Raw genomic sequence first — 12,238 nt, 5'->3', positions numbered from 1 at the left:
CATCTACGTTTAAAGGCGCTTGGTTTGAGTTGTTTGAGTTGTTCGTAGGTCATACTGGCTTTCCCCCTTAACCTACTTTTACTCACACTCTCGCTATTCACGCAAGAAGTCTACAGAACGAGTGGTGTTGGAATCAATGCGACTGTATCCGCCGGTGTGGGGAATGAGCCGACGTGCCGTAGAAGACTGCGTTCTGGGCGGGTATGAGGTGAAGGGGGGAACAACTGTGTTTATCAATCAGTGGGCGATGCACCGAGATCCTCGCTTCTTTGAAAATCCAGAAGTTTTTCACCCCGAGCGTTGGGCAGATAATTTGATTAAAAAGTTGCCCACTTTTGCCTATTTTCCCTTTGGTGGCGGGTCGCGAATCTGCATTGGCAAGGCTTTTGCCATGATGGAGGCAAGTTTACTGCTGGCAGCGATCGCGCAAAAGTTTCGCCTGACGCTACAACCAGAGTATCCGGTGGTGCTGCAACCCTCGTTAACACTCCGCCCAAAACATGGGATGAAGATGTTAGTGACTCAGCGATAAGCGATCGCGCACTACATCTTAGAGTTTTGGTGAGAAAGTGTTTAGCCCGATTTAATATCACTACCTTGCGTTAGCAACCTTAAGTTGAGTGACTTAATTTTTTAGAAATATCTAAAGGCTGACACTTCCTTCAGAAAATGCCAGCCTTTAGAACTTCTATTGAGTAGAACTAGAAACCAGCAACTCCGCGATAAACACTTATAACCACCGTGAGAATGGTGATAACTCCTATTGAAGTGCTAAGGATAAATAGAACAGAAGGTTTCTTTGCAAAAGGGGTTTCGCTATCGTGTTGCACAGCGTCAGTTTGATTGGGATTTTTTGGTTGTTCAGATGTCATAATGATGCTCCGCTTTTAGATTTTAATGAGTTTATATTGATTAGAACAATTACCAAAGATTGCTGAGGATATCGCCCCAGAAATGAACGATGCCTTGCCCGCTTAATGCCTCTATAATGAGGATGGATACAAAACCGAGCATGGCGAAGCGACCATTCCAAATTTCAGAATTTGGGGTGAAGCCTTGTTCTATGTTAATAGCAGCTTCCGTGTATTGTTGTTCTGTTTTATCTTGCGAAGTTTGCATTATTTAAATTCCAAACGCGACTTTGTAAAAAGAAGAGAGTCATATATAAACGCGGGTAACGGTAAGAGAAATTAGCAAGAGATCGCCTTGCTTATAGGATTCCCCAAAAGTGCAGGACTCCCTGATTGCTAACTAAATCAATAAGGACAGCAATCACAATGCCCACCATTGCCAAACGACCATTCCAAATTTCAGCGCTAGGGTTAAAACCCCATTTCCATTCGCTGCTGTAATGTTTGTAGCTCAAACTTTCTTCTCTATCTACAATCTGCATAAGCTCGCTCTAAACTGTTTTCTTTTAACTATATTATTTGAAACAAATCTTATAATGTTCTTTCCAAAGTAGTAAAACTTATCCCATTTCAGCAACTTATTCGTAATCACTAATCCCCCCCGATCCTCAACTTCTTTGTCTACCACACATCATCCTATTCAGAGTAGAAGGGGGTAGGGGGGATAGAATATTTAGCCTGAAAATGTTGAATGAGTATTGACTAAATCTCTGAAGTATTTTTTTCACAAAGCGTCTGCAAAAAAAGCAATCCCCCCAATTTTTAATTTTTAAGACTACAGCACCTCAGGTTGTTAAAGGTAGGAGGGGGTAGGGGGGATAAACTATTTAGCCTTAAAATAGTGAATGAGTATTGTCTAAATATCAGAGAAATTTGTTTGCGATTAATTTCTCTGTATAAAGAATGATGTATTTTGGGAAACTATCGATAAGGGTTCAGTAGATAGGTAATAGCGAGAGGGAGAAGGAAATTTGGAGCGATCGCTTCCAGCACCCAAGCTGAAATTGAGAAAAGCGGGTAAGCGTTGCGAAAGCTCTTCGCTTATCGCTCAACTTGAACTGGAATAGACCCAGATGCGATCGCGTTCATGAATTACGACCGTGCGTTAGCAAAGCCTGCCGTCAGGCTTATCGCACTCGTACTCACCGCAATGGTTCTCCATCCGGTGGGTAAAATGGCAGATGCATTGACAGTTTAGATACGGTTGGCGATCGCGCTTGCCATTGCTCCAAGCCGAACTGCTGACCTTGGAGCTGAACCTGCAATCATGATTGGCAAAAGGGTTTCAGGGTTGAATCGCTGCACTACACCATTTATCTAAACTAATTGTCCAAAGATTTTAATATTTGTTCTTCCTCTTCAGGAGTAATGGCATACTCTCGTTTAAGTGCTTGTAGGGCTTCCTTATGCTCAGGAGGATCGTCAAGCGATAAATCTTCGATTGAATCGAGCGATCGCCTACCTCCCACCACATCGAGCAAATCCGCGCCTAATCCCCTAGCCGGACGACGCTGCCACAGATTTAGCGTTGTTTCTAGAATCTCGCGGTAGCTTTCGAGCCGTAACCAGTCTTCCGGACTGCGCTGTTTCCTCGGATCGAGTAAATCTGGGTTTTCAATCCCCAACTCACCTAAAATTTTGTGATGCTCATCATCGCTAATCGTGAGTTCGCGACGCAAATGCTGGAGGACTTCTAGACTGCCGACATTTACGTATCCTTGCTCGATCGACTCTCGCAGAACTTGTTTGTAGGCGTGTAGGCGCTTCTCCTTTGTGAAATCAGGCAAAATCTTTGCCAATACATAGATTTCCTCGGCGCTGAGATCGTCGAGCGATCGCCCTTCTAGGAAGTGAGAGACGTCCAGTTTCAGGTTACTCAACTGCTTCCGCAAGCGATGGGCAAGGCTTTCGTGGGAATATCGGTTGGAACTTCGTTCCCAGGTACGAGCCAGCCATAGGGTGCTGACGATGGCAATACTAACGGTATAAAGGTACTGGATGGGGACAGGCAGCAGCAGAAGGAAGGGACGCCCCCCAAAAATGAAAAAGAAATTGAAGACGACAAAGGTGCAAAGCGTAAACATCCGATGCCGCACCTGTTCCTGACTGAGAAATTGCTGCCGACGCCGTAAATAGGTTTTGTAATACTTCTCTAATTTCTGTCCTAACCAGTAGCCCCCGATTGTAAAAGCACCCAACGTTAGCGGCACGGCTAGCAGCTTCGGAATCGCGATCGCCCGACCAAACAAATAAAATCCGGGACTGAGCAATGTAGCAAGTTGATTGTTTTGATGTACCCAAGCCCCAGAGAAGTAGTAATTCCAGTTGCCTGCATACAGGTAGTAGTAGACAAAGTAACCAATAACAAGTCCTACATAGCCATAGTAGAGTTTCTGTTGTTCAGAAGCGGTGATGCTGTTCCAGTAGGCACGTTCGGCATCAATATCAATACAGGGACTTTGGCAAGCCACACAAGCACTCTGCTCTTTTCCGTCTGGAGTAACGGTGCGGCACATAGATTGCGTAATGGTTTGGCGATCGTTCTCGTGGGCTGTGCTGTTAAGTAATCCCCGTGGTTCAGCATAGATGCTCTGAACGGGAGCCATCGGACAAAAATATTGGCACCAAGATTTACCACCGTAAAGATAGCCCACCAGGATTGCAGAGAGAATCGTCAGGATTAAAAATATTCCAAGTGCGATCCGGTTTGCATTAATGAAGAGAATGCGGCTGCACAAACCTAAGTACAATAACCCAAATTGTAAGTAGAGGTGATAGCGAGCCAGCCAGGACTGCTTCGGGACTTTGGCTAATTCATAGCGAACTTTTCCGGTCTTTGGATCGCTGCGTCGCTGCTGTCGCTGCCGTCCCAAGGCACGAGGAATTTGAGAGAAAAACGACAGGGGACAAATCCGTCGCCAGAGTTCATGCCCAAATATCAGCAGAATGGCGATTGAAGAGGGGATAATAACTCCCCAAAAGATGGGTGCTCCTAACGCATAAGGAGTTTTTTCTAAACACTCACCCTGCACCATCACACAACTGTCTGAGTGAATCTGGAGGAGTCCCCAACGGTTGGAATCGGTGAGCCACGGAGAAATAGGATCGTAGAACAGCGAGGCAATTAGCAATAACCAAGCCAGCGCTATGGCCCATCTGACTCGATGCATTTGCTTTTCGGACGTGTTAGCAAACATGATTCAAAGCCGCCTTTAAAGAAGTGCTTTGGTTAAGACGTGTTTTAAAGGGATTCAATCGTGCATTTCGGCGGTTGAGGCTCCCCTAAATGTCCCTTGCAAAGGAGGACTGTGAGCGGTTCGGTTCCGCTTTTTTAAGGGGAGAGAAAAAGTTTTAAAACACAGCCTAGAATTCTAGTCTAATTGCCGTGCTTGCAAAAAATCAGTGCAATCCGTGGTCAAGTCATCACCCGATTGGCGATTTGCTGAATCACTTGAGTCAAAGGATGATTGGCATACTGCAAACAAAAGAGATCGCTACTGGCAAGCTGCATCATTTCCTCACAGTTTGGCAGGACGCCTGCTACAGGAACCCCATATTTTGCTTCAACCTGCTGCCGAATTGCTTCGGCATCTGAGTTTTGCAACACTCGATTCACAACAATCAGCATTTTAGGAACTTGCAGCTTTCGCGCTAGATCGACGGTGACAGCTGTTCCTTGAAAATCCTGGCGATCGGGACGCAAAATCACTAGCAAAATATTGGAGATGGCGATCGAGAGTAATGTTTCTTCATTCAAACCAGGATGAGTGTCTACAAACACATAATCCAGGTTTAAATCCTTCACCAAGTCTCGCAATCCATTGCGGAGCAACCGCACATCGTAGCCTTCTTTCAGTACGCGGGTGATATCTCCAACTTCACTGCTGGATGGAATCAGAAACACGCTACCATTCGCCTGTTTAACCACGTAGGGACTCACATCATGTGCCGTTTGAGCGATCGCACAATTTCCCCATAGGTAATCATTCAGAGTATGGCTGAGCGGTTTTTCCGCCATACCAAACAATACATGAATTCCAGGGGATTGAATGTCTGTGTCAATCACCGCAACCCGATGACCCGCAGATGCGATCGTGGTTGCTAAGTTAGCGGTTGTGTTGGATTTTCCTGTGCCACCTCGGAACGAATGAATTGAAACAATTTTTGCCATGTTCGATCAATTTAAGCGTTTTATATCAAGTTTGTGTCTTTTATGCGTCCCTTTTTCAGAAGCGCTTCAGTCGGAGCCGGTCATATCCTAGAGCTGTAATAATTTGAGATATGACAATTGCATCGATACTAAAGCTCTTCATTGAAGCGTAAACTATCTGCCTCCTCTAGTAACTGTTTGAAGTAGTCTGTTTCAGTAATCGCAGCAACCTCACGCGATCGCTTGGTTTGGTCAATTTCTATCTTCAGTTCCTGCAACTGTTGCTTGAGCGCCGCTTCTTCTTGTTTACGCTTCGTCACATCGACGCAGCTTCCTTCGTAGTAAAGCAAATGCCCCTGAGCATCGCGCACTGCTCTTGCCCATTCTGATACCCAGAATAAACTACTGTCTTGTCGATAGGCTTGATATTCAAAATCTTTAATTTCATCCTGTTGTGCCATCAGTTCCTTAAAGGTATCGCGATCGCCTTGCTCCGCATAAATCTGCTGCGATAAATCGGTAATCTGCCGCGTCATGGCTTCAGGCGACTCATAACCAAACATCACTGCCATCGCCGGGTTCACCTCAATGTATTGCCCATCGGGAGTTGAGCGAAAAATGCCCTCAACTGCATGTTCAAAAATGCCGCGATATTTGGCTTCTGCTAAGCGTAGAGCTTCTTCAGCTTGCTTGCGAGCGTCAATGTCATAAAGGGCAGTCAACAGGGTATCTGCACCTTGAAACCGAAAGGGGCGCAACGAGAGCAACCCCCAAAACAAGGTTTTATCCACTCGGCGAAATTGCACTTCTCCTTGAAATTGCCCCTGAGTGGTTAGCAAAGAAATGGCGTGCTGGCGATCGCTCACATTCGCGTAAAATTCAGACGCTTGATACGTCAGCAAGGCTTGAGCGGAAAGCCCAAATAGCGCTCCCATTTGCTCATTAGCATATAGAAATTGACTGCTAGTTATATCAGTAATTGCCAGCCCTACAGGAGTTGCTTCCGTAATCAATTGAAACTGTTCTTCTCGCTGCCGCCGCTCTTCCTGTGCCTGATGTCTCAACTCTAGGGCGATAGAATCGGAATGCTCAGTAGTGGCTTCTAACATAATTTTTAGATCGCCTTTTTGCCGTTGCAAATCGCTTAAGAGTTGGTCGCTGTGTTCAGTAGCGGCTTGCAGTAAGATTTCTAAATCGTTTTTTTCTTGTTGCAGCGTTTCTAGCCTGCGGCTCATCTCCTCGATCGCCAAATTCAATTGCTCAACTTCGCCAAACAACTGCTGTCTGCGGTTCGCTTGAGCCGTAAGGGATTCGATTGGTTTTTCAGGCAAAAAGTCTTGATTCATAGCATCGAGCAAAATTGCACTAATCAAGCTTGGATTAAATTAGATTAGATTAGGTAATATTAAGCTGTGCTGTCGGCATTAGTCGTCGGATGTTGTTGAGCGATCGACTTTGCCAGGATACAGCTTCTGAACCTTCTACAATCAGCTGAATTGTTTTTTTATCTCGCAATTTAATCACGAGACTGAGCAATACATTCACACCAGAACTGTTTAAAAACTCTAGTTGCCGCAAATCCAGCGTTAAAACAGACGGCGCTTGCTTCACGACCTCATCTAATAGCGTCATGATTGGAGCATACTCATTCATTCCGTTAAGCTGAAGTTCTCCTTGAAACGTTACAGTTGCTGTTTCTGGGTTATAACAAACCCGGTACTCGTCATCTTTAATTTCAAGCCCAGCCGATTCACTCATAGCGTTCACTTGTAGTATGGGTCTATAGAGGTAACTGCACTGTCGTTGTCACGGTTGCAACGGGAGGATCTTGCTGAATTGTCTCAAATCTCCAGCCCGGTATGCCTGCGTAGTCATTGATAATTGTTAGCAAGCCTAACCCAGAACTGCTCCAACCTTCTTGTGTATTTTTTTCTAATTGTTGGATAAATCGTTCGTGGGTATCGCAACTGAGGAGATCTTGAATCCATGCTTGAAATGGAGCAATTTGTTGGGAATCAACAGCATTGGTTGTGCGGAAAACCAGGCGATCGCGCCTTAAATCCAGCTTGATGCTGATGGGGTACTGTGAGGCTTCATCGCTAAACTTCATGGCATTTTCCAACAGCTCGTTCGCAATATAGCGCACAGCACCAATGACTCGACCGCGTTGCTTCACGGCATCTGGCTCATCCTTAGCAACAGGAAAAAAGGGAATCAAGAAGTCGGCAACGAAGCTGGCAGATAATCCATTGTTGCGCCACAGTTGCTTTAACGGAATGGAATTGGATGAGAAACCGATCGCTAAATACTCTGGACTAGACGACTCATCTTCAACAAAATTTCCAAAGGTTTGAACCATATTGCTTGAGTCTCTGTTCTTGAGCATAACCGGGTCTACTTTTGCTTCAGAATTAGTAACGTAATGTCATCCAGAATCTTGCTGTCCCCAATATGCAGCAGCACATCAGCAAGGACTGCTTGCCGAATCTCATCCACGGATCGCTGCCAATGCTGACTCAGCACGTCACATAGTCTTTCCAGCCCATACTCCTGCCGCTGTGAATTTTTTGCCTCAATGATGCCATCGGTGTAGAGCACTACGCCATCTCCGCGCTGAAGCTGTACTTGCGTCTGCTGAATAAACTCATCAATGTCTGTAACTAATCCTAGGGGAAAGCCCAGATTGTCTGTATTAATTCGCTCAATTTGACCGCTAGAGCGCACCACAATCATTTCCTCATGCTGCCCGCTTAACTTAATACAGCCAGCCTGATAATCTAACATTGCTAGGGAAAGCGTCTTCTGCGAGTTTGTGCGTTGGGCATTGTCATAAAGCACGCGATTCAGAGTGCTGAAGAACTTGGTTGAGTCGGTTTCCTGATGCTGCAACAGGACGCGAATGGCAGTTTGGGTCATTAGCATCATTACACCGCTTTCAAGTCCATGACCCGTAACATCGCCAATCCCAATTTTGATGCCACCGTCGTGGCGTAGCACATCATAGTAATCGCCACCTACTTCATCGGCTGGCTTCATCAACCCAACAATATCGAGTTCCTGGATCTGTCTCAATTCCTCGTCTTTGGGGAGAATCATTTGTTGAATTTTACGAGCCACCGAAAGTTCTGCTGCCATTCTCACGTTTTCGGCTTGCAGCTGTTCATTCAGGGCACTAATTTCAGCATTCGCATCTGCAAGCTCAGCCGTTCGTTCCTTCACTTTGTCTTCCAGCCCGGTAATCAAGTCTTCAAGTTGCCCTGCCATGCGATTGAAGGAGTTTGATAACTTTTCCAGTTCAACGATGTTACCGGGTTCAATTGCTTGCTCCAAGCTGCCGTCTGCCATATCTTCCGAGGCTTGAGTGATGCGCTCGATCGGTCGGGTGATGCGACGAGCCGTTAAGATGCCTAAAGCGATCGCAACGATAAAGGCAATTAGACACAGCACAATCGTATTGCGGGTATTGGCATTAATTTGTGCCATAAAATCAGACTCTGGCACAGCAACGACGACTAACCAATCCAATCCATACTGGTCTCGCCAAGGAGTGACCTGCACAAACTGACGCTGCCCCTTGAGTTGAAAGTCTAATTGCTGCCTGTTAGCAATCTTCTTGAAATCACCAAACTGCTTCATTAAGAAGGCTGCCGTTCCCTGAATTAAGGGGTCTTTGCTGTCTATCGCCTTCAATCGTTCGGCGATTCCCTTCACCAGTCGGTACGGTGGTTCCGAACTGGAACTGGCAATCATCAGCCCGTTGCGTTCAAGAATAAAGATTTTTGCAGAGGGGCTAACTTGAATTTGCTTCAAAAAGTCGCTGATTTGAGAGAGCCGCTGATCGACTCCAATGAGTGCAATTAGCCGATTGTTTTTGTCGTAGATTGAGGTACCAAAGCCAATTGAAATAATGTCAGGACTTTCCACCCAGAGAATAGGACCAACCCAAGCCGGTCCCTTTGCCCGAACTATGGCTTTATACCCGTCTTCCGATCGATAGTCATACTTGATCACCTCCGCGATTCCAATTCGGTTTCCCTGTTCGTCTAGGTTATAGGTGCGGTTTAGTTTGTCGCCGTAGCGTCGCGGCAATACTTCATCCGTTTGGGGCCGATCGGGATAGAGATCGTAGCCAGTTCCAATATAGTCACCTGATGGAGTGGCATAAATAACATAACCAATGGTCTTGAATAGTTTCATCTGTTTCCAGAAGAAGCGTCCTAATCCTTCTGAATCATTCGGATCAATTATCCCGTGAGTTATAGCAAAGGCATTCTGCTCTGTTACTTCATAGGCGGCTGCCAGGTAGCTATCCAAATGTTGGTTGACGCGATCGCTCACCTCACGCTGCAATTGAGCCGCTAAATCATTGACAGCTTTTTGCCCATTCTTAAACGAAAGATAGCCTACTAGCCCTACTGCACCGAGCACCTGAAGCACAAATGGCACAATCAATACGACTCGCAGCGATCGCTTACCCCATAAACGTCTCAATCGAGCGTTTTTTGGTGGCGGCACAAATATTGCTGAAGGTGAACCAGGTTGAGGTGGCATAGAAATTTTTCTTTTTAGGTTGTCTTGTTAATAGATATAGCAATCCTATTTGAGAATTAAATTTATATCCCTTTTTCTTTAAGCTGATAGAATTAAAAGGAAAACTAAGGTGTAAAAAAATATTCTATAAAGAATTTAATGAACCTAAATAATAGAAAATTCTAATTATAGCTGATTTTTTAAATTCTTTATTGTAAAGCTTATAAATTTTACTTGACTGAAAGTCTCAAAATAGCGACAGCCTCCTATGTGGCATGACAATCCATTTGTTATAAATTAACATCAAGAATTTGGTATCTTTCTGGAATTTATTAGTATTTATATTGCTTACTAAATTAGTCATTACATTATATTTTTTATTTAAAAATCGTTTTTATAAAGATTTAAAAATATAACAAAGTATGTTATATTTTGCCATATACATTAGTGATGGGTTACAACAAATTATCGCTAACTCAATGTATCAGAAAAGTCTACTCATCCACGAATGAATTTAGTTGGTACTGAAGGTTGGTCAGCAAGTTTAGGGGTATAGGGATATTAGTTTAGTCTCTCAAGAAGAGAGTTATCTAAATCCGTTGCTGTCGCCACTGACTCGATATCATTTTGGCAGTAGTTGTTGGTAATAACGGCTCTACGACTGTTTATTCGTTGGTTTTAGTAGTGCGATCGCGCTCATGAAGAGCTGCTGCGCGATCGCAAAGCATGCCGTCAGGCTTATCGCATTTCTACAGAGTATCCGGGTCAACTCCCATCTGCCGCAGTCGCTCAGCCAAACGCTCTGCCCGTTGACGCTCCTGCTGTGCAACTTCCGAGGGTGTAGAGAGTTGATTACCATTCTGGTCGTACCAGTACAGCCACTCCCGCGTCCAAGCCCGATAAGTACCCTGCGCCCTCCCAATTCCTAAGCCAATCTCAGGTAGCCACACTGGCTCGCCGGATTGCAGCACATACTGCCCATCCACCAAGCGATAAACCTCAAAGGGATTGTGCTTGTCACGCCTATGGTACTCCGGGTTGTAGATCGCATAGTACGACACGCCAATACTGGCATACTCATCTTTCTTGTTGTCGTACTCTTGACCGTAAGTTTTAGAGACATACTCAAGTGCCAGAAGAGGAACTTTGCCCTCTTGCCAGATAACATAGCTCAACCGTCCCCCAGCACGAGTTAATCGTTCAACTCCCAAGCTTAAGAATCCATCAGGGACAATTGCAGATTTTTCTGGGTCATAGTAGACCCCCATATTGATGCCCCAAAACCAGTCTGTGCGGTTCTGCCAAAGCCAAGCCAGGATTTCTTCCAACAAGTTGGCAACCAGAATTTTTAGTTGACTTTCCACAGGCTTATGGTCAGTTTCAGGCAGTTCTTCAGCGGTGGGAAGATGCTGCAACGGGTTGTACTGTACCATGACGGCTCCCTGTAGTGACTTACTGCTTGTATCTTAGCTAGGCAGGGCAGTGGTAATTCTCATACCTAGCAGCGATCGCGCAGTACAACGCAGAGTGTTAGTGCTTCAAACTCTCGTTACATTTGCTACCCTTAATTATCTCTTAGACAAATGTGCTACATCTGTATAGAACATCTGAACTATGGGTAGTAGCCTATAGTCTTTGTGTCGAGTCCAAATAAAAGCCAGTCAAGCTATATGGTAAATCAGAAACACCTCACTGTCCTCAATAAAGGAGCATCTGAGTGGAATAGGTGGAGGAAAAAAAACAAAGAAATAATACCTGAGCTGGCTGGAGCAAATCTTCAAAGGGCAAAGCTTAACAACGCGGATCTTAGAGAAGCAGATCTCAGAGGGGCTAATCTACTAGGAGCAAAGCTCAAAGATGCAAATCTTAGCAATGCAGATCTTAGCAATGCAGATCTTAGAGATGCGGATCTCAGTCAAGCTAATCTAAGTAACGCAGGCCTGAGCCAGGCAAAACTTTTTCAAGCAAACCTTGGTAGCGCAAATCTTGCAGGGGCAATTCTCAGAGATGCAGACCTCCAATCCACGAATTTTAGCGAAGCAAACCTAGCTCAGGCAAATCTCTATGGAGCAGATCTAAGGCAAGCGAACCTTTTAGAAGCAAGGCTAACTCAGGCAAATCTAAGTCAAGCAAACTTTTTTAGCGCGAACTTCCAGAAGGCAAATCTCAATCAAGCAAACCTAACAGAGGCGAAACTTAGCCAAGCAAATTTTATTGATGCAAACTTGACTGAAGCTAACTTCAGTCAGGCAAACCTCAGCAGAGCAATTTTCTATGGCGCTATCTTCAAGAACACTAACTTTAGCGAGGCGAATTTCTCCGAAGCGAATCTCAGCGGCTCTGACCTTTCTGGATTAAACCTCAGCCGGGCAAAGTTTCTGAAAGCTGACCTTTTTGGGGTTAATCTCAAAAGAACAAACCTCTCCGGCGCAGATTTGCGAGGAGTTGACCTTGAGCAGCTTGATCTTAGCGGAGCAGATCTTAGTAATGCGAACCTTTTTACTACCGACCTCAGTAAAGCTGATCTGACTAATAGACCTCTTGCAAAAGTCGTCGCTGGGGTAATATGAGGTCTGAAATTATGCGCTCGCTCACCTGTCTTCTACGCTCACCCCTGGTAATTCATAAGTAAAGCTAATGAAATACG

The 12,238-nt window shown here is 45.0% G+C and carries 11 protein-coding genes; 1 reads left to right on the top strand and 10 read right to left on the bottom strand.

The window, feature by feature from the left end; all coding sequences use genetic code 11:
• Positions 1-124: 124 nt before the first annotated feature.
• Positions 125-532: a cytochrome P450 gene (locus NDI34_RS26025; protein ID WP_348234270.1), complete on the top strand. Its 408-nt coding sequence runs from the start codon at positions 125-127 to the stop codon at positions 530-532.
• Between the two features lie 389 nt (positions 533-921).
• On the opposite strand, the gene NDI34_RS26020 is transcribed toward NDI34_RS26025, so the two are convergent.
• The 10 genes from NDI34_RS26020 to NDI34_RS25975 all read right to left on the bottom strand — a co-directional run bounded on the left by NDI34_RS26020 (position 922) and on the right by NDI34_RS25975 (position 11,024).
• Positions 922-1,119 carry a chlorophyll a/b-binding protein gene (locus NDI34_RS26020; protein WP_190429502.1) on the bottom strand — a complete coding sequence of 66 codons (198 nt, stop codon included), beginning with the start codon at positions 1,117-1,119 and terminating at the stop codon, positions 922-924.
• Positions 1,120-1,210: 91 nt separating this feature from the next.
• Positions 1,211-1,393, bottom strand: coding sequence for a chlorophyll a/b-binding protein (locus tag NDI34_RS26015; protein WP_190429503.1), 183 nt, complete (start codon positions 1,391-1,393; stop codon positions 1,211-1,213).
• A gap of 660 nt (positions 1,394-2,053) precedes the next feature.
• Positions 2,054-2,176 carry a hypothetical protein gene (locus NDI34_RS26010; RefSeq protein ID WP_348234269.1) on the bottom strand — a complete coding sequence of 41 codons (123 nt, stop codon included), beginning with the start codon at positions 2,174-2,176 and terminating at the stop codon, positions 2,054-2,056.
• Positions 2,177-2,233: 57 nt separating this feature from the next.
• Complete coding sequence (locus NDI34_RS26005) at positions 2,234-4,108, bottom strand: 4Fe-4S binding protein (RefSeq protein WP_348234268.1); 1,875 nt, start codon at positions 4,106-4,108, stop codon at positions 2,234-2,236.
• A 218-nt stretch (positions 4,109-4,326) separates the two neighbouring features.
• The gene (locus NDI34_RS26000) at positions 4,327-5,082 is read right to left on the bottom strand and encodes a MinD/ParA family protein (RefSeq protein WP_348234267.1); all 756 of its coding nucleotides are present in this window, start codon (positions 5,080-5,082) and stop codon (positions 4,327-4,329) included.
• 128 nt (positions 5,083-5,210) lie between these two features.
• The gene (locus NDI34_RS25995) at positions 5,211-6,407 is read right to left on the bottom strand and encodes a PAS domain-containing protein (protein WP_348234266.1); all 1,197 of its coding nucleotides are present in this window, start codon (positions 6,405-6,407) and stop codon (positions 5,211-5,213) included.
• Between the two features lie 49 nt (positions 6,408-6,456).
• Positions 6,457-6,819: a SiaC family regulatory phosphoprotein gene (locus NDI34_RS25990; protein WP_348234265.1), complete on the bottom strand. Its 363-nt coding sequence runs from the start codon at positions 6,817-6,819 to the stop codon at positions 6,457-6,459.
• A 22-nt stretch (positions 6,820-6,841) separates the two neighbouring features.
• Complete coding sequence (locus NDI34_RS25985) at positions 6,842-7,420, bottom strand: ATP-binding protein (RefSeq protein ID WP_348234264.1); 579 nt, start codon at positions 7,418-7,420, stop codon at positions 6,842-6,844.
• A 35-nt stretch (positions 7,421-7,455) separates the two neighbouring features.
• Positions 7,456-9,612 carry a SpoIIE family protein phosphatase gene (locus NDI34_RS25980; protein WP_348234263.1) on the bottom strand — a complete coding sequence of 719 codons (2,157 nt, stop codon included), beginning with the start codon at positions 9,610-9,612 and terminating at the stop codon, positions 7,456-7,458.
• A gap of 728 nt (positions 9,613-10,340) precedes the next feature.
• On the bottom strand, positions 10,341-11,024 hold the full coding sequence (locus NDI34_RS25975) for a Uma2 family endonuclease (protein WP_348234262.1): 684 nt from the start codon (positions 11,022-11,024) through the stop codon (positions 10,341-10,343).
• Between the last annotated feature and the right edge of the window lie 1,214 nt (positions 11,025-12,238).

The sequence above is a fragment of the Trichocoleus sp. DQ-U1 genome (assembly GCF_039961925.1).
GTDB lineage: Bacteria > Cyanobacteriota > Cyanobacteriia > Cyanobacteriales > FACHB-T130 > FACHB-T130.
The sequence above is the reverse complement of the archived record's forward strand: the minus strand, read 5'-3'. Positions and strand labels throughout refer to the sequence as shown.